At 69.0% G+C, this 23912-nt stretch carries 19 protein-coding genes, 1 other RNA gene and 1 pseudogene; 15 read left to right on the top strand and 6 right to left on the bottom strand.

Annotation, left to right across the window (positions count from 1 at the left end):
- Positions 1-5 precede the first annotated feature (5 nt).
- From ABXJ52_RS10900 to ABXJ52_RS10935, 8 genes are all read left to right on the top strand, one after another.
- Positions 6-293 (top strand): hypothetical protein, encoded by a 288-nt coding sequence (locus ABXJ52_RS10900; protein WP_367041371.1) that lies wholly within the window; start codon positions 6-8, stop codon positions 291-293.
- 612 nt (positions 294-905) lie between these two features.
- On the top strand, positions 906-1775 hold the full coding sequence (locus ABXJ52_RS10905) for an immunity 49 family protein (RefSeq protein ID WP_367041372.1): 870 nt from the start codon (positions 906-908) through the stop codon (positions 1773-1775).
- A 60-nt stretch (positions 1776-1835) separates the two neighbouring features.
- Entirely contained in the window at positions 1836-2138 is a 303-nt protein-coding gene (locus ABXJ52_RS10910; protein ID WP_367041374.1) for a hypothetical protein, read from the top strand.
- Positions 2139-2169: 31 nt separating this feature from the next.
- Entirely contained in the window at positions 2170-3534 is a 1365-nt protein-coding gene (gene eccD, locus ABXJ52_RS10915; protein WP_367048966.1) for a type VII secretion integral membrane protein EccD, read from the top strand.
- Positions 3535-3732: 198 nt separating this feature from the next.
- Positions 3733-4656, top strand: a complete 924-nt coding sequence (locus ABXJ52_RS10920) for a type VII secretion protein (protein ID WP_367041376.1) — start codon at positions 3733-3735, stop codon at positions 4654-4656.
- Positions 4653-8660, top strand: coding sequence for a type VII secretion protein EccCa (gene eccCa / locus ABXJ52_RS10925; protein WP_367041378.1), 4008 nt, complete (start codon positions 4653-4655; stop codon positions 8658-8660). Before ABXJ52_RS10920 ends, eccCa begins: the two co-directional genes overlap by 4 nt.
- Positions 8657-10105, top strand: a complete 1449-nt coding sequence (locus ABXJ52_RS10930) for a DUF6177 family protein (protein WP_367041379.1) — start codon at positions 8657-8659, stop codon at positions 10103-10105. The genes eccCa and ABXJ52_RS10930 overlap by 4 nt, the downstream gene beginning before the upstream one ends.
- Positions 10106-10705: 600 nt before the next feature.
- Positions 10706-11065, top strand: coding sequence for a hypothetical protein (locus ABXJ52_RS10935; RefSeq protein ID WP_367041381.1), 360 nt, complete (start codon positions 10706-10708; stop codon positions 11063-11065).
- Here ABXJ52_RS10935 and ABXJ52_RS10940 read toward each other — a convergent pair.
- Positions 11002-11964, bottom strand: a complete 963-nt coding sequence (locus ABXJ52_RS10940) for a LysR family transcriptional regulator (protein ID WP_367041382.1) — start codon at positions 11962-11964, stop codon at positions 11002-11004. The genes ABXJ52_RS10935 and ABXJ52_RS10940 overlap by 64 nt on opposite strands.
- Positions 11965-12094: 130 nt before the next feature.
- Between ABXJ52_RS10940 and ABXJ52_RS10945 the strand changes: the two genes are divergently transcribed.
- From ABXJ52_RS10945 to ABXJ52_RS10965, 5 genes are all read left to right on the top strand, one after another.
- A complete protein-coding gene (locus tag ABXJ52_RS10945) occupies positions 12095-12793 on the top strand; it encodes a hypothetical protein (protein ID WP_367048968.1) in 699 nt (232 codons plus the stop codon).
- 27 nt (positions 12794-12820) lie between these two features.
- Positions 12821-14107, top strand: coding sequence for an MFS transporter (locus ABXJ52_RS10950; RefSeq protein ID WP_367041384.1), 1287 nt, complete (start codon positions 12821-12823; stop codon positions 14105-14107).
- Between the two features lie 4 nt (positions 14108-14111).
- The gene (locus tag ABXJ52_RS10955; RefSeq protein WP_367041386.1) at positions 14112-15122 is read left to right on the top strand and encodes a 2-dehydropantoate 2-reductase; all 1011 of its coding nucleotides are present in this window, start codon (positions 14112-14114) and stop codon (positions 15120-15122) included.
- Between the two features lie 1616 nt (positions 15123-16738).
- Positions 16739-17941: an IS110 family transposase gene (locus ABXJ52_RS10960; protein ID WP_367040134.1), complete on the top strand. Its 1203-nt coding sequence runs from the start codon at positions 16739-16741 to the stop codon at positions 17939-17941.
- 136 nt (positions 17942-18077) lie between these two features.
- A complete protein-coding gene (locus tag ABXJ52_RS10965) occupies positions 18078-18266 on the top strand; it encodes a hypothetical protein (protein WP_367041388.1) in 189 nt (62 codons plus the stop codon).
- Positions 18267-18842: 576 nt separating this feature from the next.
- On the opposite strand, the gene ABXJ52_RS10970 is transcribed toward ABXJ52_RS10965, so the two are convergent.
- Entirely contained in the window at positions 18843-19037 is a 195-nt protein-coding gene (locus ABXJ52_RS10970) for a hypothetical protein (RefSeq protein WP_367041390.1), read from the bottom strand.
- A 124-nt stretch (positions 19038-19161) separates the two neighbouring features.
- Between ABXJ52_RS10970 and ABXJ52_RS10975 the strand changes: the two genes are divergently transcribed.
- Together ABXJ52_RS10975 and ABXJ52_RS10980 are read left to right on the top strand one after the other, a co-directional pair.
- On the top strand, positions 19162-19494 hold the full coding sequence (locus tag ABXJ52_RS10975; RefSeq protein ID WP_367041392.1) for a hypothetical protein: 333 nt from the start codon (positions 19162-19164) through the stop codon (positions 19492-19494).
- Position 19495: 1 nt separating this feature from the next.
- The gene (locus ABXJ52_RS10980; protein ID WP_367041393.1) at positions 19496-20287 is read left to right on the top strand and encodes a tyrosine-type recombinase/integrase; all 792 of its coding nucleotides are present in this window, start codon (positions 19496-19498) and stop codon (positions 20285-20287) included.
- Positions 20288-20669: 382 nt separating this feature from the next.
- On the opposite strand, the gene rnpB is transcribed toward ABXJ52_RS10980, so the two are convergent.
- The 4 genes and pseudogenes from rnpB to ABXJ52_RS11000 all read right to left on the bottom strand — a co-directional run bounded on the left by rnpB (position 20670) and on the right by ABXJ52_RS11000 (position 23712).
- Positions 20670-21079: RNase P RNA component class A (gene rnpB, locus ABXJ52_RS10985), an RNA gene on the bottom strand.
- 154 nt (positions 21080-21233) lie between these two features.
- Positions 21234-22013, bottom strand: a pseudogene (locus ABXJ52_RS10990) (DMT family transporter); the annotation flags it as partial.
- Positions 22014-22032: 19 nt separating this feature from the next.
- Positions 22033-22869 (bottom strand): AraC family transcriptional regulator, encoded by an 837-nt coding sequence (locus tag ABXJ52_RS10995; protein WP_367048971.1) that lies wholly within the window; start codon positions 22867-22869, stop codon positions 22033-22035.
- A gap of 264 nt (positions 22870-23133) precedes the next feature.
- The gene (locus ABXJ52_RS11000) at positions 23134-23712 is read right to left on the bottom strand and encodes a Uma2 family endonuclease (RefSeq protein WP_367041395.1); all 579 of its coding nucleotides are present in this window, start codon (positions 23710-23712) and stop codon (positions 23134-23136) included.
- Between the last annotated feature and the right edge of the window lie 200 nt (positions 23713-23912).

Here is a 23912-nt window from a genome sequence, read left to right on the forward strand (position 1 = left end):
TGCTCATGAACAGGGAACTCGAGAAGTTTATCAAGGTGTATCTCAACATGGAGCAAGCTCCTGACGTAAGTGGAGACCTGCGCCCAACGCTGCACGCATTCAGAAAAGAATATGTCGATGCCGTAAACACCGGGCTCGCAACAGTACTTCGCACGCGAGAACTTTCCGTTGGCGACTACGAACGACTCACAGATGTCGAGTTCGACAACGAAGAGTCCCTGTACACCTACCTCCAGAAAATGTATGAGTATCTGTTCGGAGACGGAGAGCAGCAGCCTGCCCCGCCGATGTAACAGGGTGATACCAACGTCTAATGCGGCACCTATGACGTAGCTGCGCTACATCGTTGCAGAAGCTGTAGGAGGTTCTTCCGGCTCTGCGCCTGCCGACAACGTCATCCATCCAGTTCAGGCGCCTGTGGGTGCCCGAAACTCGGCTCCCGCTGCTGACCTCGGACTTGCGATCGAGACCGGGCAGGGCGAGATCCTGTGACATGGCTCTGCAACTGCTGTAATTGACCTTCCTGCAGCTCGTGTGATGGATGACGTTACTTGCCGATCGAAGGCGTCCAAGAAGCGGAGATACTTGTCCTCCGCCGCCAGGTTGGCCGCCCACAATCCTCATGGGCGGACCGGGCGGTGATTGCGGCACTGGCCCGGCTGCTGCCCAAGCCTCTGCGAGGGCACCTGTTCGTCACTCCGGGCACACTGCTGCGCTGGCTACTCCGACCTGGTCAACAAACGCCGAGGCCCAGGCCGTCCGCCGACTCGGCCCCCGTTCGGGAGTTGGTACTGCGGATAGCCTCTTCGAAACACTGGAGGATGGGAAGCTGAAATACGTCCTCGTGCAGGCAAACGAGAACGCGGGCACCTACGCTGGTGCAGTGATTTAGGAGGAGTGAATCGGTGGTCACGAGCGTATCCCGCCACGGCTTTCCCGCCGGGAAGGTCGCGGAAGACTTGCCGGGGCTCCTGTACAGCACCAACCGGGTGCTCGATCGACTTGAAGAGTCGCGAATGTCACGGTCCCGGGCCCTGGGCAGCACATTGACGGTAGCCAAGTCGTACTGTGCGAGCGACTCGGGAGGGGCGAAGTTCGAGACGTGGGAGGCCTGGGTCACGGCCATGCAGGTCGGCTCCGCCATCTTCGACTCCGCTGCGGCCGCCGAGGAGCCCGTGCCGTGCCGCATCGGGAGCGCCGGACAGGTGAAGAACCTCCCCGCGACCGGCCCGACGCCCTATACACATGCAGGAGCCTGGGTCACCTCGGTGTATCTGGCGACGATCTGTCGTGAGAATAAGCGCCTGGAACGGCTGATGCAGGTGCCGGTGTCGTTCCTTCGCGAGTCCGACGCAGTGTTCGACGAGTACATCTACGACTGGGTGGAAGCTCTGCAGAGCTTCTGGTTCGGCAGAGCTACGGAGATGTGGGACAGCCTGGTCTCCGCGGTCAACGGAACCGATCCCGGGGTCACCCAGACACCTAACCGCGAGTTGATGCTCCAGATCCTCTATCCTCCGCTTGAGCTCTTCCAGTTGTACCAACGTCAGGACATCGAACGCTTCAATGCATCACTGGCCCAGGCTCTCACTTGGCACAAGCAGTACTGGACCAGTGACGAAGCACGTTCACTCAGCAGCGACGGTCTGGTGGCCCTCGGCCCACTGGCAGTTTCCTGCATGGCCTACGATGCCGACTTTCCGATCGAGATCGAGTCCGAGTACCTGCCCAAGGCCCTCTTGCATCGCAACTGGGTTGGCGAATTCGACACATAGGGCTCGCCCCACCGGCCATGCCCAACCCTTGGCCGACCAGCGAAACGGAAACGGGAAATCGTGGCAGCTCAGGACTACGACAGTCAGTTGCTGGAGTCGGTATCGGTTCGGCGTCGGCGGCTGCGGGATGCCCTGTTGTTCGGGGCGCAGCGGCAGCGGCGCACAGTCGATGAGCGGTTGGGAAAGGTGTTCGCCGGGGTCGTGATCGCGGCCGTCTTGTGTGCCGGGTGTGTGGGGTGGTCGTTCATTTCGCATCGGCTGATCGGGAAGAGCCCTTACAGCTCCTCCGTGCCTTCTTCCTCACCTTCCGCCCCGGCTTCGTCGCCGGCCCCTTCTCCCTCTGCAACCCCTTCTTCTCGATGATTGGTTCGAACGCGTGATATCTGCCGAGCCGTTGAGCCGCACGAGCAGTACGAGCCGTACGGCCTTGAGCCGGGTCACTCTGGTGGGAGAGCAGCGGCGGGTGGACCTCGTGCTCCCTTCCCAGGAGCCCATCGGCCTGCTGATTCCCGAAGTTATGCGGCTGCTCGGCGATCAGGCCGGGCCCCGGCCCATGCTGCGGCACCTCGTTACGGCGGATGGTTCGGCACTGGCGCACGACGGGACCCTGGAGTCGGCCGGTGTGCCGGACGGTGCCGTGTTGCGGCTGGTGCGTGTCGAGGATGCGCCGTCCGCGCCCGTGGTGCATGACGTCACCGATGAAGCTGCTGATGATCTGGATGTGCGGGCCTGGCGGTGGCGGCCCTCTGCTCGGCGGGTTGTGGCCGGGCTGGCGACTGTGTTCTGGGTGGTGGTGGCCGGGGTGTTGGCCGCCCGCGAGTTCGAGTTGGCGGCGGCGGGCCAGGCGTTGGCAGCTGTCGCCGTTGTGCTGGGTGTTGCCGGGGCTCTGTTGGGGTGGCGGAAGCAGGCCGGACTTGCCACCACCTTGATCGTGTCCGCCGGTGCCTCGGGGGCGCTCTGCATGTGGGCGTTGGGTGATGCGAATGCCTGGGGGAACCCGGTGCTCGTGGCGGGCTTCGCTCTCGACGCCGTACTTGTGCTGTTGCTTCTGGGGTGGTTTTCGCCGCTGGGGCGGGGGGCGTTGATCGGCGCTGTGGCCGCTCTGGGGTGTCTGGTCCTGTGGGAAGCGGCCTTCGCGCTGCAGGACGGTGCTCGGACCGGGGTCGAGCAGGCCCGGATGGGGGCGTTGCTCGCTGTCGTGTCGGTGGTGGTACTTGGGGTGTTGCCACGGGTTGCCTTGATGGCGTCGGGGTTGTCGGGGCTTGATGACCGGCGTACCGGTGGGGCTTCGGTGAGCCGTTATCAGGTGGGTACCGCGTTGAGTGCCACGCATCGCGGACTGGCTCTGGCCGCCGTCGTGTTGGCCGTCTCTGCCGCGGCGGCCGGAGTGTTGGTGTTGCGTGCCCCCTCGGTGTGGACCGTCCTGGTGGCTGCGGTCACCGCTGTGGTCCTTGCGCTGCGGGCGCGGGCCTATCCGCTCGTCGCCGAAGTCGTGGGGTTGTTCGCCGCCTCGGCCGTCGTCGTGGTGGGCTTGGTCGGGGTGTGGACGGAGCGGTCGGGTGCCGAGGGGCCGATGGCTCTGCTGGTCGTGTTGGCCCTGATTCCTCTGGTGGTGCTTGCGGTGCAGCCCGCCGAGCATGTGCGGGTGCGGCTTCGCCGTGTCGGTGACGTGCTGGAGTCGGTGGGGGTGATTTCCCTGTTGCCTCTGGTCATCGGGGTGTTCGGTGTGTACGGGCGACTGCTCGACACCTTCGCGTAGGGGTGCGGCATGGCTCAGGAAAACGACTGGCAGCGGAACGTATTGAGGGATCTGGGCGCGAGCACCAGCCCGGCGGTCGAGCCGACTGTCGCTCTCCGCAGAGCGGCCAGTGCAGCACCCGCGGACCCAGGGCCGGCTCCTCAGCCGACTGCCCCGACCCGTCCCGTACGCAGCGCGGCCCGTGATCCTCGTCTCCCGATGCCCACCCCCGAGTCCATACCCACCGTCGATCCGCGCCTGGCCCGCGCCCTGGGCAGCCCCCAGCACGGAGACTCCGCGGCACGCCGCACCGGTCGTACGCTGCGCAAGCTGACCGCATCGGCCGGTCAGGAGGTCGCCGAGCAGACACGCCTTGCCCGAGAGGTGCAGCAGCCGGTCACCACCGGGCGGGTCATCGCCGTGACCTCCATCCGCGGCGGCGTCGGCAAGTCCACCGTCTCCGCGCTCCTTGCCCGGACGTTCAATCACTACCGGCACGATCCCGTCCTCGCCCTGGAGGCCGATGCCGCGCTCGGTACCCTGCCGGTCCGCCTGGGCGCGGAGTCCGTGCGCTGGGCCTGCGCGGATCTGGCCCAGATCCTCAGCCCGGCCATGCAACTCACCGATGTCACCGGCTACTTGGTGCCGGTCACCGACGGCGGATGGATGCTGCCCGCCAGCCAAGGGCGGGTCGGCGCCCCGCTCGACGTACCCACCTACCGCACCGTCACCCTCGCCCTGCGCCGCTACTTCGCGGTATCGGTGGTTGACTGCGAGACGCTGCCCGGCGAAGTGGCACGCACCGCGATGGACACCGCCCACGCCCGCGTCGTCGTCGCCCCGATGACCGCCGAGGGCGTCAACGGCACCCGCCTGGTCCTTGACTGGCTGGCTCAGCTGCCGCACTCGGCGCTTGCCACCACCGTGGTCGCGTTGTCCGCCAACTCCCCCGATACGACGCTCGACTTGAAGACGGCCGCCGCACACCTGCGCGAGACGGGAGCTGCCGTAGTGCCGCTCCCCTACGACCGTCATCTGGCCCAAGGAGGCCCCATCCACACCGGCATGCTCAGCCAGAGCTCCCGCGACGCCGCCGTCCACCTGGCCGCCGAAGCGATGCAGCGGGCGGTGCGGGTGCGATGACCCGACACCTCATACACCGCCCGGCCCGTTCGACCCGCCCACCGGCCGCTGCCCCGGAACGCACCATCGAGCCACCCCCGAACCTGCCCGAGGGCAAGATGGGCAACGCGGCCACCGCGCTGCTTCCGATGGCCGGCGTCATGGGCTCGGTCGTGATGATGACCGTCATCCGCAACAGCCAGTTCGCCGCCATCGGCGCCATCGTCCTCGTCTTCGCCCTGCTGGGCGCGGTGGCACTGTTCCTGTCCCAGCGGGGCAAGGCCCAGCGCACCCGGCGTACCCAGCGCGAGCGTTATCTGGAGTACGTCGAGGAGCAGCGCGATGAACTCGGCGCCGCCGAGCGGGAGTTGCGGCGACAGGCGCGCGTCCTCAACCCGCCGCCGGCGGCGTTGTACGACCTCGTACGTGACCCGGCCCGGCTGTGGGAGCGGCGCCGTCTTGACGCGGATTTCCTGCGGGTGCGGCTGGGCACCGGCGACGTACCCGTACAGGCCCTGGCGATCGGCCAGAACCAGGGCAGCGGCGTGCTCACCCCGCCCGACCCGTTCATGCTGAACGAAGCGCGTGCGCTGCAGCACCGGTTCACCACCGCGACCGATTTCCCGCTGGTGGCGCCACTGGACCGGGCGGGCAATGTCAGCATCATCGGCGACCGGGACGGCGTACTGCGCGTCGCCCGTGCCCTGTTGATCCAGACCGCGGTGACACACGCCCCCGACGATGTCGCCATCGCGCTCGGCGTGCCCGGTGAGCGCCTGGAGGAGTGGGAGTGGGCGAAGTGGCTGCCCCACGTCCTGGACGCCCAGCAGGACGACGGGCCGGTCGCCGCCCGGCGCATCGCGCCGAGCGTGGCGCAGCTGGCCCGGGAGTGCGCCCCGGATCTGCGGCGCCGCTCCTCCTACGCCGCGGAAGTACGCCGCGGCCTGTCCGACCGCAACGCGCTTCGGATGAACGACCGGCTCCTGGTCGTCAGCGACTGCCACGGAGACACAGCCACCGAACTCCCGCGCCCCGACACGGCCGTCGACCTCGCAGGCATGGGCGTGACCGTGCTGCATCTGCTTGAGCAGCAGGTGCACGAACCGGATCAGGTGAGCGTGCGGATCACCGTCGACGGTGACCAGGTGAGCGTCGAAGACCTGCGTGCCCCCGACGCATTGGCCGGGCACGGCACCGCGGACGCGATGAGCATCGCGGGCGCCGAAGGCCTGGCCCGCATGCTCGCCCCCCTTAGCCTGTCGGCCGAGTCCGCCGCCGAAGGCACCCCCATCTCCGGCCCCGTCGACTTCCCCACCCTCCTCGGCATCGACGACCCGGCCGCCCTCGACCTCGACCAGCTGTGGGCACCACGCAGCGAGCGCGACTTCCTGCGTGTTCCCATCGGCCTCAACGACCGCCACGAACCAGTCCTGTTGGACCTCAAAGAGTCCTCCGAACTGGGCATGGGCCCGCACGGGTTGTGCGTCGGCGCGACCGGCTCCGGCAAGAGCGAACTCCTGCGGACCCTGGTCCTCGCGTTGGCCGCCACCCACTCCCCCGAAGACCTCGCGCTCGTGCTGGTCGACTACAAGGGCGGCGCCACCTTCGCCCCCTTCACCGGACTCCCGCACGTCGCAGGTGTCATCACCAACCTGGAGAACCAGGCCGGTCTCGTCGAACGCGTCCACACCAGCCTCGCCGGTGAGGTCAAGCGCCGCCAGCAGGTCCTCAAGGACGCCGGCAACGTCGCCGACATCGGCCACTACGCCGCTTTGCGCGCTCAGCAGCCCGAGCTGGAGGCACTGCCCCACCTGTTCGTTGTCATCGACGAGTTCGGCGAACTGCTTACCGCCAAGCCGGACTTCATCGACTTGTTCCTCTCGATTGGCCGTATCGGCCGCTCGATCGGCGTGCACCTCCTGCTCTCCAGCCAGCGCATCGAATCCGGCAAGCTCAAGGGCCTGGAAACCTACCTCTCCTACCGCCTTGGCCTGCGCACCTTCTCCGCCGACGAGTCACGCACCGTCCTGGACACCGTGGACGCCTTCCAGCTGCCGCCGCTACCGGGCTTCGGCTACCTCAAGGTCGACACATCGACGTACGAACGCTTCAAGGCGGGCTACGTCTCCGGCGCCCACCGCGGCCCCACCCACCACGACCCGGCTGCTGAAGAGCCCCTCGCCTGGGCCTATCCCACCTTCAACACCGGCCAGGACCCCACCACCGGTGCGCCGGAAGAACCCTCTATGCGGGAGCGCGAGACCGGCCCGACCGTCCTGACCGCCATGGTCGACCAACTGTGCACCGCCGCCCCACCCGTACGCCGCATCTGGCTGCCGCCGCTGCCCGCCGCGACCTCGCTCGACGCCGCCGCCGGCCCCGTACAGGCCTCCGAGCGAGGCCTGCACCTGGCCGCCGGCGCAGGACCCATGCAGCTGCCTCTGGGCGTCCTTGACGACCCGGCCCGGCAGTGGCAAAAGCCCTGGGTCCTGGACCTGACCGTCGCCGGCGGGCACACGGCCGTCATCGGCGGCCCGCAGTCCGGCAAGACCACCCTGCTGCGCACCCTCGCCCTCTCGCTTGCCCTGACCCACACCCCCCATCAGGCCGCCCTCTACGGCCTGGACCTGGTCGGCGGCGGACTCTCCGCACTCTCCGGTCTGCCCCACGTGGGCGGCATCGCGGGCCGCGCCGATCACGAGCGTGCCGCCCGCACCGTCGCCGAGGTCCGCGCCCAACTCGCCCTGCGCGAAGAACTCTTCCGCGAGCACGGCATCGACTCGGTCGACCAACTGCGCCACCTGCGCGCACGCGGCGAACTGAGCGAACTCGGCTCCACCGACATCGTGCTCCTGATCGACGGATTCGGCGCACTGCGCGACGAGTTCGCCGACCTGGACGACACCGTCGCCGACCTCCTCAAGCGCGGCAGCGGCTACGGCATCCACATCGTCGCGGGCATGCTGCGCTGGAACGACGTACGCATCGCCACCCAGTCCATGTTCGGCACCCGCGTCGAACTGCGCCTGAATGACCCCTCCGACTCCAGCGTCGACCGCAAGCTGTCCGAGACACTGACCGCCGACACTCCGGGCCGGATCCTGACCGACGCCAAGCTCTTCGCCCACACCGCCCTGCCCCGCATCGACGGCCAACCCACCGCCGACGACCTGGGCCCCGCCCTGGAACGTGCCGCCCGCACCCTGCGCGCCAGCTGGCACGGCGAACTCGCTGCCCCCGTGCGGGTGTTGCCCACCGCCCTGCCCGCCACCAAGCTGCCCTCACTCACCGCCGAGCCCTCCCGCATCCCCCTCGGCGTCGACCAGGACGCGCTCGCCCCCGCCCTCCTGGACCTGACCGGGCAGGACCAGCATCTCCTGATCCTCGGCGACAACGAATGCGGTAAGACCAACCTGCTCAAGCTCATCACCGGCCAGCTCATCGACCGCCACAGCGACGACGACCTGGTCTTCGGCGTCTTCGACCCCCGCCGCGGCCTGCGCGGCGTCATCCCCGAGCCCTACCGCGGCGGCTACGCCCACAACGCCAAACTCGCCACCGCCCTCGCCAACGGCATCGCGGGCGAACTGGACAAGCGCCTGCCCGAGACCGCCGACCCGGACGCGATCACCGACACCCCGGCCTTCACCGGCCCGCGCATCGTCATCCTCGTAGACGACTACGACATCCTCACCACCGCAGGCCAACAACCCCTGGCCCCCTTCCTGCCCTACATCTCATCCGCCCAGGACATCGGCCTGCATTTCATCGTCACCCGCCGCGTCGCCGGAGCCTCCCGCGCCCTGTACGACCCCTTCCTCACCACCCTTCGCGAAACAGGCACCACCGCCCTCCTCATGACCGGCGACCGCACCGAAGGCCAACTCTTCCCCGGCCTCTACGCCTCCACCCAACCCCCCGGCCGCGGCACCCTCATCCGCCGAGGCCGCCGCCACCAACTCATCCAAACCGCCCTCGCCCAACCCCGTGAGGCCGACGACACCGCGGAGAACAAACGCCCGTGACCAAGGACGTCATCGCTCTCACCGCCAAAATGCCCGACATCAACACCCTGCTCGCCGGACTCTTCGCAGGCGGCCCCGACCTGGGCGTCAACTCCCTGGCCGAGGGGGCAGTCGTCCAGCTCTGCGCCCCGAACGGCCGCCCTCTGGTCTCCGTCGAAGCACCGCTGCTCATCCAGGTCCCCGGCGAGGCACAACGCCTGCTCGGAGCCGACGCCGGCGCCCCCGGCGTGCCCTACTGGTGGACCGAAGCACGCGCCTCCACCGCCGTCGAAGAGGGCGGACGACTCGCCGGTTCCTTCGCCGGACGCCTTGCGGCCGTCCTGGGCGGCACGGTCTGGCCGCCGGACGCGGCCCACACCGACGTCGTCCCGCTCACCCCCGAGACCGCCACCGCCACACCGGCACCCGAAGCGATACCACCGGCCGTCGACGTCCTCACGGACAAAGCCGCGGTCGTCATCCAGGACCGCCCCGTCGTCGCGATGACCAGCTGGCTCGCCGACGCCCTGCGCACCGCGTCCGCATCCGACCGCGCCCTGCAGATCGTCACCCCACCCCCCACCAGCCTCACCCTCCCCACCCGCAACGCACTACGCGGCCACCCCAACCGCTGGGTCGTCCAGGACCCCGACTGCGGCTACTACGACGGCCTGTCCGGGGTCCAACTCCACTGGCAGGAGGGCCACTTCACGCCGGTGGAGTCCGCGGAGGGAGCCGCTCGGATCGCGAAGGCATTCACACCCGAGCCGCCACCGTCCCCGCTGGGCGAACGCCAACTACTCCTCTCCCTCCACACCACCCACCCCGCCGACGAACACCTCCTGCTCGGCGGCGCCCTGGAAGCGGCGTGGCAGGCCCTCACCGGCACCCCACCGGCCGGCTGGTCCACAGCCGAACCCATCGCCCTGCCCTGGTCCCGACGTCAGCTGACCGAATTGGCCCGCACCCGCGCCCAGAAGAACATCCCCACCTGGCTGACCACCATCGGCACCCCGGACCGCCCGGCCATCGCCACCACCCGCATCACCCACACCTCGGCAGGCATCGAGGAACACATCACCCTCACCCTCGGCTACGCCCCCGACGAAGCCCCACCCCTGGACGCCATCACCCCGCTGGCCGAGACCCTGGCCACGGACCACGGCCTGGCCTCCATGCTCACATCGCTCCGTACCGCCCGCCGAGACCTCACCATCCCACCCCAGTTCCAGGCCCCACCCATACCCCTCTCCTTCACCCTGGGCTCAGACGCCGTGAACGCCATCGGCCTGACGCACGCCCAGCACCCACAGGGCGGCCTGCGCCCCGCCCAGCTCGGCCCCACAGCCCGGCCCGCACTCCACTACAGCCTGGGCGGCGGCACCGACCCGAACTCCTTTGCCACCTTCCAGCAGCTCGCCGGGCACCTCAAAGCCGCCTCGGGGCCGGACGGTTCACCTCGGTGAACGCAGGACGAACCAAGAAGGCCAGCCCACCTCCGTCATCAGGCTGCCGCGCCCCGCCACACACCCACCATCACCATCAGCTGGAACCACGCAGACGGGTGATCTGCTTGTCGAGGTTGCGGGCTTGCGCTGATCGGGCCCCGAAAGCGTCGGCCAGGAGGGGCGGATCGCTTCGAGTTCGACGAGGGCTTCGTCGGCGTAGCCGGACGCCACCGCCCCGCCCCGCCCCGCCCCGGGAATAACCCCAGGTCAGGGCCGTAGCGGCAGACGAGTCGGACTGTACGCCGGGGAGAATCACCGCAACGCTATGACCTGCATGAACGCCCCAGGAAGCCGCTCCCGTGGCTACCTTCGTGGCTACGTACGCCTCTCGGTTCTCAAGGGGCGCGCCTCTACCTATGCGATCGGCCGCCCTGCCCCTTCATTGTCAGTGCCTACCGGCGCCCCGTTCCGCGTTTCACGCTCCCTCTCTTCGATACAGCTCACACCACTCATCTCTCCTTGAACTGCATCAATGGGTCACGTGTGACGTCTGCTGCACTATTCCGAGTGTTGGTGGAGAGCAACCGCCACAGACCCGAAGCGAAAGAGACCGCACTCGTGTCCGAGCTGACCGCAGCCCAAGAGAGCGTCGTCGTCACCGCACTCTCCTACAAGCACACCGGCGCCCCGATACCCGCCCACGTCGTGGCCGAACTCGACGAGATCGCCGCACCATGGCCCGGCCGCTGGCTGCTCCCCTGGGAGGACGACGAGCCGGAACGCGTCATCGAGCTGTGCGCCGGCCCCGGCGGCTGGGGCGAGGGACTGAGGACGGTCCTCGGTCTGACCCGCTTCGACGTCGTCGGCGTCGACATCAACGAGGACGCGTGCGCGACCGCGGCCAAGGATTTGGCCTACTCCTGTGGCGTTGCCCGGTGTTCCGGGGCGGCGACCAACCGTTCCAATGAGAGGGCGTGATCGTCCACGAGGTCCATGAGCGCCTGCAGTGCTGAGCTCGGCCGGCGGTTCGAGGCAGTGCCCAGATATGTGGTCCAGCGCAGGTCGCACTCATGGACTTCGAGCACGCGTAGTTCGGGCATACGGGGGACTGCGAAGGCAGGCAGGAAGGTCAGGCCTAGTCCATTGCGGACCAGGGCTGCGGCCATCGCGAAGTCGGGGATCTCGAAGGCTACTTTGCGTTCGACCCCGGCTGTGACGAAGGCGCGGTCGACCACTTCACGGTTGCCGTGTCCCGGCGGGGAGTCGACAAACGGTTCATCCTGCAGGTCGGCGAGTGTCACATGTTGCTGCTCTGCCAGTCGATGGGTGGCGGGGACCACGAGGGCCAAGGGCACGGTGCTCAGTGCGCGGGCGTCGATCCCGGCCGGCTTCTTTCCCGGGAGCGCAAGGAAAGCGACGTCGAGATCCCCTCTGATCAGTGCCTGGGAGAAGCCTGACGAGCCGGTGGTGGACAGTCGCAGCCTGACTTCCACAGCTGGGTGGACGGCGTGGAGCCGCCCGAGCAGGGCGGGGAGGTCGACCACCTGTACCGATGCCATGGCGCCCACGCTCACACTGCCGCGGAGCGTGTGCTGCGCATCCCGTACTGCGTCCTGAGCCGCCTGCGCGGCGCGCAAAGTTGCACGCGCCTCGGGCAGGAGGGCCGCCCCGGCTCCGGTGAGCCGTACCCCCTGCGCTGAGCGCTCGAACAGGCGGCAGCTCAGTTCACGTTCCAGGGCGCGGATGGCGGCGGAGACCCCGGACTGCACGACATGCAGTCGCTGGGCAGCGTGCGTAAAGCTCAATTCTTCCGCGACCGCGAGGAAGTGCTCCAGCTGTCGTAGCTCCATTTCAGCAGTATCACTCACATTGCTCATGGGTAGCAAAATGATTCATTTGCAGTCATTAATGCTGATGGCGACTATGGAATGGAAGTCGGAATCAGGCCAGCTGTCGTGACTTCATCTGTATAGGCCGCCACCACCACAGGAGTGCTTCGTGTCTGGTATGGGGTTTCTGCTCGGCCGCCGCCTGCTGCAGCTGTACGCGGGGCTGGCGCTGTACGGAGCGAGTTCCGCGCTGCTCGTGGAATCCGGCCTGGGTCTCGAACCGTGGAATGTGCTGCATCAGGGCCTGGCGGAGCTCACCGGATACTCCATCGGCGTGGTGTCGATCATCGCGGGCGCCTTGGTGCTCCTGCTGTGGATACCTCTACGTCAGCGCCCCGGGCTCGGCACCGTGTCCAACGTCATCGTTGTCGGCGTGGCGATGGACGGCGCCCTCGCCCTGCTGCCGGACATCCACGGACTTGTGGCCCGTGGCGCCGTGCTCGTCGGCGGGATCGTGCTCAATGGTGCGGCGACCGGCCTTTACATCGCGGCGCGGTTCGGCCCTGGCCCGCGGGACGGTCTGATGACGGGTCTGCACCAGCTCACTGGACGGTCGATCCGTCTGATGCGGACTTCGGTCGAGGTGGTGGTCGTGGTCACGGGTCTGGCCCTGGGCGGCACGGTGGGTTTCGGCACGCTGCTGTACGCCCTGTCGATCGGGCCACTCGCTCAGTTCTTCCTGCGCGTCTTCGCCCTTCCCGCCCGGCCGGCCCGCGATACAGCCGCGCAGCCACCCCTACCGCCGCACGAGGTCCCTGGCCCGGATACGTGTCCACGAGCCCACCCCACTCCGCCGCCCGCTGACCCCACCTGTTGAACCTCCAATCACCGGAAGGGAGCCCTCATGCTCACCACCCAAGAAGCCCGCCGACAGCCAAGCCTCCAGACAGCTCCCTCCACCGCGACCCGCCCCTCGTCGGCTGAGGAAGGCCGGAGCCGCCGCGCCTCGCACACGGCCGGGTTCTGGTTCGTGACCGCAGGCTTTGCCGTGCTGATGGCTTTCGGCACCGTGCCGACCCCGCTGTGGCAGCTGTACGCGGCACGGGACAACTTCGGGGCGACCACGGTGACCGTCGCCTACTCCTCGATGGTCGTGGGCGCCGTGGCGGCCTTTGTCGGTTTGGGGCATCTGTCGGACCGGATGGGGCGGCGACGCCTCGTCATACCGGGCCTGGTGGTGGGCATCGTCGCGTCGGTCACTCTGATCCTCTGGCAGTCACTGCCGGGGCTGATCGTCGGCCGGGTTCTCACCGGCCTCGCCATGGGGCTGATGGCCTCCACCGCGACCGCGTACCTGCACGATCTGTACCGTCGGGGACAGCCGGGGAAGGCGACCTCGCCATTGCCGGGCATCGTGGCGACCGCTGCCAACATCGGTGGGCTGGCCGTCGGCCCGCTACTCGCCGGGATGGTCGCCGCATGGCTTCCCGCGCCGCTGACCTGGGCCCCGGCGATCTGCACCCTTGCGCTCACCGTGTGTCTGGTGCTGGCACTCGTCACGCCCGAGACCGTGGACCGCGATCCGGGCGCTTCCCGCCCAGCCGCCCGGTTCGCGCTGCGTCCGGGGAGCAAGACGACGTTCGTTGCTGCCGGGCTGCTGGGCGCCATCGCATTCGCGAACTTCGGACTGACTTCGGCGCTTGGCGGCGAGGTGCTGCACGACGCGCTGCACGTCGACTCCATCCTGGTCGCGGGAGTGGCGGTCTCCCTCATGTTCGCCTGCGCGGCGGTGGCCCAGATCGTGTGGGGGCGGCTGCCCGCATCGCGGATTCTTCGCATGGGCTGCCTCTCCTTCCCGATGGGCCTAGCGCTGTGCGCGCTGAGCATCTATCACCCGGCCCTCTGGCTTTACCTGTGCGCGGTGTCCGTGTCCGGGGCGGGCTCCGGCCTGCTGTTCAAGGGTGCCATCGACCGCGCCATCTCGGCGGCCGACCCCACCTCCCGCGCCGGCGTACTCGCCATGTACTTCGTCATCGCATACATCGGGATAGGCCTGCCGGCCGTCCTCTTCGGCATCGTCATCAGCTACGTCGGTCTCGGAACCGGGATGATCGGATTCGCGGCCATCCTGTCCCTGGGTGCCGTCGCCTCGACCATCGCCGTCTCGCGCGGCCGCACTGGAAGGGTCTGACCTCATGCGCTACATCATCATCGGAGCAGGAGCGATCGGCGGCACGGTGGCCGGGCGACTCACCGAGGCAGGACACGACGTCGTACTCGTTGCACGTGGCGCCCACTACGAAGCGCTGCGCGATCACGGCCTGCGTGTGTCGACACCCGACGGCGCCCGCACCCACCCGCTCCCCACCGTCCAACACCCTCATGAACTCGGCGAGCTACACCCGGACGATGTCCTCTTCCTCGCGGTCAAGACACAGGACAGCCAGGCGGCGCTCGACGACTGGAGCCTACGCCCGGTCGCGGGCGGCGGCACTGCGGCTCAGCGGCTGCCCTTGATCTGCGCCCAGAATGGCGTCGAGAGCGAACGCATGGCGCTGCGCCGCTTCCGCCATGTCTACGGAATGTGTGTCTGGCTGCCTTCTACCTATGTCGAGCCGGGCGCCGTCTCCGCCGCTGGTGCCCCTTACACCGGCATCCTCCACCTGGGCCGCTATCCGTCGGGCGTCGATGAGACGGCGCGCGCCATCGCGGCCGACCTGGAGATGACCAAGCTGCTCGCGCCGGTCGTGCCGGACGTCATGCGCTGGAAGTACGGCAAACTCCTCGCCAACCTGATCAACGCCATCGAGGCCGTCAGCGGGCCGGTCACCAGCAGTGCGGCCATCGAACTCCTCACGCGGGCCCAGGCCGAGGGCCGTACTGTGCTTAAGGCGGCTGGCATCGAGGCAGCGAGCGAGCAGGAACAAGCAGAAGCCCGCGGCGACCGCATTCGCTTTGAGGCTGTCGAGGGCGCCCCTCGGAGCGGCAGTTCCTCCTGGCAGAGTCTCGCCCGCGGCACCGGCACCATCGAGGCGGATTATCTGAACGGTGAGATCGCGCTCCTGGGCCGCCTACACGGCGTTCCGACTCCGGTGAACGAGGGGCTGCGGCAGGTCGCGAACGCGTTCGCGCGAGAACAGAGGCAACCTGGGTCGATGCCAGTGGACGAAATGACGGCGCTGCTGGACGCCCTCGGGCGCGGCTAGGTCGTCGTCTCCTTCGCTCCCATACCGGACGCTGCCGCGGTCCTCGACGCCTTGGAGCGCGCCTCCAACGAGAACGAGACGTAAGACGCGCCTGCCGTCCACTCTCCCGTCGCTCGCCCCGTCGCATTCCCGTGGCCGCTTCCAGCCGCCTGCGGTTGCCCGGGAACCGCCTCCACTCCTGGCGGACTCGGCGCTCCTCCGGGCAACAGCTCGGACAACAACTCCACGTCACCGGGATGGGTCCGGGGCGGGGACTCCTCGTACGAGTACAACGGCTCCACGGACAACATGGCCTTTGTGAACATCTGCCTCCTCGATTCAAAGGGACACCCTCGCCGCCACACAGGGCAAGAAGCGGCACGACCGCGACGGACTCAAGGACTGAGAACCGCTCCTTCTGGGCCTCGTACCTCCAGGATGGCTTCGCCTCGAACGAGGATGAGCGCACCGCCCCCGACGTGGAGGCCGACGAGCCGGACGGAGCACCCCAGGCTGCACCCGACGCGGAGACCACCCCGGACACGGCGGTCGTCAACGACGCGCCCCAGCCCGCTCGGAGCGACGTAGCTACCCCGCAGACAGATGCGGTGGACGAGCCAGGCCCAGCAGACGCCGCCGCACCGCGCTCCCCGGAAACGAGCAGCACCAACACCCCGCACGCCGACACCGCGCCCGAGCAGAGCCGCGACGCCGAGTCCGCTGCTGCACACCCAGCACCGCCGGCACCGCCGCCCCGGCTGCCGGCCCGGCCGGCGAGCCAAGCCCCAAGCCGCAGCCGAAGCAGCCCGATGGGCGCGCCGATGAGGAGGTAGCCCAGCCTGCTCCCCGTCCGGAGCCCGGACCCCTGCTGGCACGTATGGGGCGTCGCCTGATCGAATTGGTGCAGGCCGCCGCTCGGAAGATTGCCGAACTGTGGCGCAGCAGCCGGGATCGGCTGCCCCGGCTCATGACGTTCCTGCGTCGTCTGGTGCGACGGGTGCGCGACTGGCCTGAGTCCCGCCGCCTGACAGGCCTGCAGGCGCTCGAGTTCCCGAACGTCGAAGGCGACTCGCTGGCCGCCCGCGTGTCCAGTGGGCAGGCTTGCTTCCCGAGCCTGGCCGTTTCGGGCAGGCGTCCCGTCGCGTCTCCTGGTGGAGGCCGACAACGTGGGCGCAGCTCGCGGCGGGTAGGCTCCCCGGCCGCTCCAGCGACACACGGTGGGTGCCGGACCGCGCCTCCGATGGCGGGCCGGGCATCACGCGCTGCGGCACATGGCCGCCCTGCGGGCCGCCGGCATCGACGTCGACCAGGACGTGACCCGTCGTCTGGCTTTGGCACTCGGCGACGACTTCGACGGCGCCCCCCCACTGCCCCCCCCGTTATGTTTTCCGCGGTCCTGCAAGAGGGCCGCTGGCCTCCGGGCCCGGCATGGCTGGTCCCCCCTGTCGAAGCGATGACCTGGGGGGTGGTGCCACCGGGCCCGAGAGGCGCCGTTGGAGACGCTGATGAGAGGTCCGACTACCGCCCGGCCGAGCGCAATGCCCGGTCCTTCGCAGGCGGCAGGTCTGCATAACGTGGATGCGCGCACGACGCCAACGCCCAGGCCAGCACGCACAACGTCCGTTCGGGAGGACGGTTTGAACGAGTACGACGAGATAGGTGTCTTCCTGGGCCTGGACGTGGGGAAGAGCGCTCACCACGGACACGGACTCACCCCGGCCGGCAAGAAAGTCTTCGACAAGCAACTGCCCAACACCGAACCGAAGCTGCGGCAGGTCTTCGACAAGCTCCGCGAGAAGTTCGGCACCGTCCTGGTCGTCGTGGACCAGCCGGCCTCGATCGGCGCTCTGCCGCTGACAGTGGCCCGCGACACGGGCTGCCAGGTCGCCTACCTGCCGGGCCTTTCGATGCGACGGATCGCTGACCTCTACCCGGGCGAGGCAAAGACCGATGCCCGCGACGCGGCCGTCATCGCGGACGCCGCCCGCACCATGCCGCACACCCTTCGCTCGCTTCAGCTGACCGACGAGATCACCGCCGAGCTCACCGTCCTCGTCGGCTTCGACCAGGACCTGGCGGCCGAGGCCACCCGCACATCCAACCGGATCCGGGGCCTGCTCACCCAGTTCCACCCGTCCCTGGAACGGGTCCTGGGCCCGCGTCTGGATCACCCGGCGGTCACCTGGCTGCTGGAACGCTACGGATCCCCAGCCGCGCTGCGAAGAGCCGGACGCCGCAGGCTGGTTGAGGTGGTCCGGCCCAAAGCCCCGCGCATGGCAAAACGGCTGACCGACGACGTCTTCGATGCACTCGACGAGCAGACCGTCGTGGTCCCGGGCACCGGCACCCTGGACATCGTGATCCCCTCGCTGGCCCGCTCGCTCGGCGCCGTTCACGAGCAACGACGGGCGGCAGAATCCCAGATCGCAGCCCTGCTGGAGGACCACCCTCTTTCCAAGGTCCTGACGTCGCTGCCCGGCGTCGGCGTCAGGACCGCCGCCGCACTGCTGGTCACCGTCGGCGACGGCACCAGCTTCCCCACCGCCGCCCACCTCGCCTCCTACGCCGGCCTCGCCCCCACCACCAAGTCCTCCGGGACCTCGATCCACGGCGAACACGCCCCACGGGGCGGCAACCGGCAGCTCAAACGCGCGATGTTCCTGTCCGCGTTCGCTGCCCTGCACGATCCTGCCTCCCGCACCTATTACGACAAATGCCGGGCCAGAGGAAAAACCCACACCCAAGCGCTCCTCCGCCTCGCCCGACAACGGATCAACGTGCTGTTTGCAATGCTCCGCGACGGCACCTTCTACGAACCCAGAACCCCACGCCTCGCTTGACGAAAGACATAGAGGCACCCCCCCGCCGAGCCCGTACGTCACTCCGACCGAGGTCATTCCGGATGAGGAGAACCTGTCCGACGTCATCCTCGACGACTCCACCGGCCAGCCACCCACCGATGTTGAGGGCGTATTCGTGCCTCTCACCCCCTTCGGTTCGACCCTTCAGTGCACCGTCCGTCTCGTCGAGCGCACGTTTCTCGGGCCCCGCCGCAACCCCTTCACACGCCTCCTCCAGCCCGCGGGCGCGGTGGTCTCCGAGGGGATCGCCGCCCGTATCCGCGAACGCCTCGACGCGCAGGCCGCGCGCACCGACAAGCAGTAAGGGGAGACCACGGGTGTCGGCCTACGACCACAAGCCCTTGTGGGCCGGGGCCCACTACGACCCGGCCCCCGCCGGCGGCGAGGTGACGCGCCTCGACCTTTACGGCACGCCCGAGCGTGACGGCCCAATGGTCGCCTCGGCCGCACCCGCCGTCCGTCTCCGAGCCGGGGTGTACCGGTTCGCCTTGCCCAACGTCGCCCCGGGCCGCTACTGGGGCACGGTCTCCTTCACCCCGAACTCTGCTTCGCAGCCGGTGACTGACACGGCAGGCGCCTCGACCTCCCCCTGGGGCAAGGTCTGGTCGGCTCGCCCGAAGCCGTGGCCGACGCCCTCGGCGTCCCGTTGCCCCTCACCTCCGCCCAGCGCAGCTCCTACGAGGAAGAGATCCGCAACGCGCAGGCCGACGTCGTCGCATACCTCAACCGGCCTCTGGCCCCAACCGCGACCACCTTGCGTGGCGTCGCCCCCCGCTGGACAGACGCACTCGATGACATCGACGCCTGGCTGGTCCACCTCGATGACATCGCCGAAGTGATCACCTACCGGGCCAATGCGGATGGCACGTACGACGTGGACCTACTCGTCGGCCTGAACGGCGCCCAAGAGGAGACGGTCGTGCGGTACGTCGTCGCGCACGCCGCCGAGTCCGCCCGGGCAACGCCCCGACCAGAGCGCGGGATCGGGGCGTCGTGTGTCCTCGGTGAGCGCGGAAGGGCAGTCGATCTCGTACGACTCGGCCCCCGCCACTGGCCAGGCGGGCGCGCCACCCACGATCAACAGCCTCAACCGGCTGCGCCGACTCGTGTTCCAACCGCTGACTCGGCCGCCGAGCGCCCCGTGGCCGTACTCGTCCAGCCACATGCGGCGCCGGCGCTGAGCGGAAAGACTGAACTCGATGGCGGTCGTCCTTCCGAACCGGCTGCTGACGCTCTACGCGCTCACGCACCCGTGGGCCCGAGACGCGAACGGTGTCCCGGTGCCTCCGGACCCGAATAGGCGTCCCGAACCGCGCGGTGCCTGGCCGGGCTCCGCACTGGAGCTGCCCGATGACACGTGGTCCCTGCGGCTGGACCCCGCTGCATGGCCCGTTGAGCCCGGCGATGTCGTCGGTGTCGAGACCGGCATGACGTGGACCGTCACCGCCGCCCGTCACCACCAGGTGCCCGGTTGCCCAGCCGTCGACCACGTACAGGTGGCCGCTACCCGTAACCCGCCGGAGGTGCCCTGAGTTGGCGAAGTTCACCCCGAACCCTGCACTGGAGGCGTTGCTCGCGCGGATGATCGCTCCGAACGTCCAACGCATCGCCCACCAGGTCGAGGTCGAGGCCAAGCGCCTGGCTCCACCGACGAAGCGATGGGTCACCATGGCAGATGACAAGGTCCGCCACACCCACATCCAAGCGCAGGGCCAGGTAGTGCCCGGCAACCTGCGATTCAGGATCAACTCCATGGACTGGCACCGCAAGCACCGCGGCGTCGGACCGAACACGTACATGCTCAAGCCCCGCGACCAGCCGTCCCGCGCCGTCGCGAACCTAAAGAACTGCTTTCCGGGGGACACACTCGTTTCAGCGCGGGGGGTACGACACGTTTCCGGCGTTGGTATGACGGTCCGCTGGTCAGGATCAAGACTGCCGAAGGGCGCGTCCTCTCCGGAACCCCTAATCACCAACGAGTGCAAGCGCGGCACAGCGCGCGCCTTGTTCTGGAGCGCGCGCAACAACCTCGTCTGCCGGAACCATTTCAACGATGACGCGTGGAAACCCACGCTACGGAAGCTGGGGATCAAGGACGAGAAGGGGAACCTCCCCACCTTCCATGACCTGCGGCACACCTTCATCTCCACGTGCCTCCAGAACGGAATCCCCGAGCACACCGTGGCCGCATGGGTTGGCGACTCCGTCGAGGAGCTGCGCCGGACGTACAGCCACCTCCTGCGAGATCATGCGGACACGCACGGCGCCATCGCCGCGGGCCTCACAGCGCGACCGTCGCGGTCCGCCGAGCCTGTCGCAGCGTGACCACAGCGCCTCTCTGGGCGCCGCGTGAAGAACCTCAGCGGGGCTGAGGCGGACACAGGCCTCAGCCCCGTTGGCGCGTTTACGGCCCGCAGAACCACGGATCTATCCGGGGCAGTCAGAGGGGTACAACCTGATCACGAGCCGCGAGGTGTCCCGGCGGCAAACCCTGGCTCATCAAAGCGCCAGGCCAGACGCGCCCTGTCGCAGGTCAGGGCTCGTATCCAGCAGCCTCGTACACCGCCGGGCCATGGCTACTTTCATGGCTACGTACGTAGCCATGAACCCCGGTTTGGACCCGTACGGAAGGGGTTCTAGCCGAGAGCCTGAATGCACGAAAAAGGGCATCTGACCAGCGAAAACGCTGATCAGAGGCCCTTAATGGCAGACGAGTCGGGCTGTACGCCGGGTTCTGTCGCCCGGGCGCCTCGCGGCGGCCGGGGAGACGGCCATCCATCTAGGGCCCGCATTGCTGCGGGCCTCGTGCGGTCTACCCGCGGACTCGGGCGGGCAGCCCTCGATCATCCGCGCAGGGCCCTGTCTCCAGGGCCCCTCTTGACCTTGCTCCAGGTGGGGTTTACCTAGCCGCCTGAGTCACCTCAGGCGCTGGTGGTCTCTTACACCACCGTTTCACCCTTACCGGGGGCCGAAGCCTCCGGCGGTCTGTTTTCTGTGGCACTGTCCCGCGGGTCACCCCGGGTGGCCGTTAGCCACCACCTTGCCCTGTGGAGCCCGGACGTTCCTCGGGAAGAGCCCCTGGTGAGGGGAGCTTCACGCGGCCGTCCGCCCGGCTCGTCTGCCGTAGCGACCATGCTACCCGGCGCGTGCCCCCGTTCCGCCCCGCGGCCCCTGCCGACCCCGTCGCCCCCGTCGCCCCCGTCGCCCCCGTCGCCAGGAACGAGCCCGCGAGGATGAGCGTGAAGGCCGCCGCGATGCCCGCCGTGAGGGGTTCGGAGAGGAAGGCGACGCCTGCCGCCACCGCCACCGCCGGGTTGACGTAGGTGAAGACCACCGCTCGCGTCGGGCCCGCCTCGCGGATGAGTTCCAGGAAGACGACGAAGGCCAGCGCCGTGCAGATGACGCCGAGGCCCGCCAGGGAGGCCAGCGTCGGGGCGTCCGGGATGGCCGAGGGCCAGGTCATCGCTGCCGGTACGGCGTACACCGCGGCCGCGAGGGCCAGGCAGGGGGCGATCAGCTGGAACGTGGGGACGTCCCTCAGGTGCCGGGCCGCGATCAACGGGGCGATCGCGTAGCCGAGCGCCGTCAGCAGGACCTCCGTGAGGGACCAGGCGTCACCGCCTGTGAGATGCGGGACGGTCAGGACGGCCACTCCCCCGAGACCGAGGCCGAGGCCCGTGAGGCGGCGCGCGCCCAGGCGTTCCGTGTCGCCGAAGAAGCGGGCGAGGACGGCGCCGATGATCGGTACGGCGGCGATCAGGAGGCCTGCCGTGGAGCTGGAGAGGCGGCGCTCGGCGTCCGTCAGGGTCCACCAGGGGCCGATGATCTCGATGCAGGCGAAGGCCAGCATCGGCTTCCAGTGGGTGCGCAGGACGCGGGTGAGGCCCCCCTGCCGCAGGGCGAACGGCAGCAGCAGCGCGGCGCCGAGCGCGCAGCGGGTGAAGACCACCATCGAGGGTGAGAGGTCTTCGACCGCCACCTTGATCATCAGGTACGGGATGCCCCAGAGGACGCCCATCATGGAGAAGAGGAACCAGCCGCGTGCAGTCATGCGGGCAGTTTCCGGCCGCTCAGCGCCCGCTGTCTTGAACGCTGTTGCGGTACGCCGCCGGGGTCACCCCGAGGACCCGGCGGAACCACCGGGTCAGGTGCGCCTGGTCGGCGAAGCCCACCAGGGAGGCCGCCTGCGCGGGCCGCAGCCCCGCGTCGAGGAGCGCGCGGGCCCGGGTCACGCGGTGCTGGGCGAGCCAGGCGTAGGGCGGCATCCCCGTCGACGTACGGAAGGCGCGCAGGAGTTGGTAGCGGGAGAGGCCGAGGGGCGCCGCGAGTTCGGCGAGGGACGGCGGGGCGAGGAGTTCGTCGGCGAGCCGGTCGCGTACGGCACGGGCGATGCGGTCGGCGCCGGGCACCGTGTCCGGCAGGAGCCGGGCGCTGCCGTGTCTGCGGGCCAGGGCGGTGAGCAGCCAGGGCAGCCGCGACTCGGCCTCCAGCGGGTCCAACGCGCCCGTGCTGCCGCTGAGTTCGGTGTGGGCCGTGCGCAGGGCCGCGGCGAGCTCGGGGTCGTTCAGGACCGGGTCGCGGAAGTTCGGTGCGGTCAGGGTGCCGTCGGCGAGGAGGTGCGGCGCGGGGTACATCGCCCGGTACGCGTATCCGCCCCGACGTCCGGGGCCGCCGGTGTGCACCTCGCCCGGGGCGAGCACGACGATGGTTCCCGGCCCCACGTCGAGCCGTCCGCCCCGGTAGTCGATGATCTCGGAGCCACCGACGCAGACGCCGACGGTGTACTCCTCGTGGTAGTGCGGGGCGTAGCGATGCCGGTCGAAGCGGGCGGTGAGGAGATCGAGGGGCGGCGCACACGGTTCGAGGCGGGCACGGGCCCAGCTCGCGTACTCACGGCCACCGCGCACCGCGTACTCACGACCACCGTGCGCCGCGTACTCGCGACCGCCATGCACCTCGCGCTCACGACCGCCATGCACCTCGCGCTCACGACCGCCGTGCATCGCGTGCTCAAGGCCACCGTGCATCGCGTGCTCACGACCGCCGTGCGGTGCCCCGCCCTCACCTGCCGTACCGCTCTCATCCGCCATGCCGCTCCCTCGTCGCCGCGCTCAGGGTGCAACGCCTCCGCGGCCGGATTTCATGCCCGGGGGGCGGGAAGGGGCCGGTCCTCAGTCGAACTCCGCGGTCTCCAGCTCGAAGTCGAACGGTGCGGGGAGGGCTACTGCCTTGCCGAAGGGGAGCGTGCAGTGCTCGCGGTAATCGTCGCCCTCCGGGTCGCGGAACAGCGTCACCGAGGAACCCTCGCGGTCGATGAGCAGGTAGAGGGGGATACCGCCGCGGGCGTAGCAGCGGCGCTTTGCCTCGCGGTCCGACTGAGGCTTGGTGGAGGTGACTTCGACGACCAGGGCTACGCCGTCACAGGGCATCCAGGGCTCGGCGCCCCGGAAGAGCCGCAGCTTCCTGGGTGCGAAGGTCCCGTCCGGGATTGCGTGGTTCTTCGGGCAAGCGCCCCCGCTCTTCAGCTTCAGACCCTTGTTCCCGGAGAACTGCATATCGGTGCGTGACCGCCTGTACACCTGGCTCACGACCAGTTCGACGCAGTCCTCGTGGTCCCCCTCCGGCGGCGGCGCCACGACAATCTCCCCCTCGATCAGCTCCGCCCGGAAACCCTCCGGGGCGTCCAGGGCCAGGAAGCCCTCAAGCAGGACCTCTGCCTGTGCGAGCGGCTCGTGTGCCACGGCAGTCATGTCACGCCCCTTCCTCGGTCGCTCGTCAGACTGGGACATCGCTTGATCCGCCGTCCAAGAGATCGGAAGTTGTTCCCTCGATCGTGGCACAGGATCACGGGCGGGGGTCGGGGTTCGGCCGCCCGGCGGGTCCCGCCCCCCTGCCGCTTGACCTTGCCGCAGCGTCAACGTTTCTACTGGCCTCATGAACGGGATGCGAA

The organism is Streptomyces sp. Je 1-332, from assembly GCF_040730185.1.
Taxonomy (GTDB): domain Bacteria; phylum Actinomycetota; class Actinomycetes; order Streptomycetales; family Streptomycetaceae; genus Streptomyces.

Coding starts and splice junctions, on each gene's coding strand:
- ABXJ52_RS10900 (WP_367041371.1), top strand. CDS start 6: ATGAACAGGGAACTCGAGAAGTTTATCAAGGTGTATCTCAACATGGAG.
- ABXJ52_RS10920 (WP_367041376.1), top strand. CDS start 3,733: ATGCCCACCCCCGAGTCCATACCCACCGTCGATCCGCGCCTGGCCCGC.
- ABXJ52_RS10975 (WP_367041392.1), top strand. CDS start 19,162: ATGGCGGTCGTCCTTCCGAACCGGCTGCTGACGCTCTACGCGCTCACG.
- ABXJ52_RS11000 (WP_367041395.1), bottom strand. CDS start 23,712: ATGACTGCCGTGGCACACGAGCCGCTCGCACAGGCAGAGGTCCTGCTT.
- ABXJ52_RS10945 (WP_367048968.1), top strand. CDS start 12,095: ATGGGGTTTCTGCTCGGCCGCCGCCTGCTGCAGCTGTACGCGGGGCTG.
- ABXJ52_RS10955 (WP_367041386.1), top strand. CDS start 14,112: ATGCGCTACATCATCATCGGAGCAGGAGCGATCGGCGGCACGGTGGCC.
- ABXJ52_RS10950 (WP_367041384.1), top strand. CDS start 12,821: ATGCTCACCACCCAAGAAGCCCGCCGACAGCCAAGCCTCCAGACAGCT.
- ABXJ52_RS10940 (WP_367041382.1), bottom strand. CDS start 11,964: ATGAGCAATGTGAGTGATACTGCTGAAATGGAGCTACGACAGCTGGAG.
- eccCa (WP_367041378.1), top strand. CDS start 4,653: ATGACCCGACACCTCATACACCGCCCGGCCCGTTCGACCCGCCCACCG.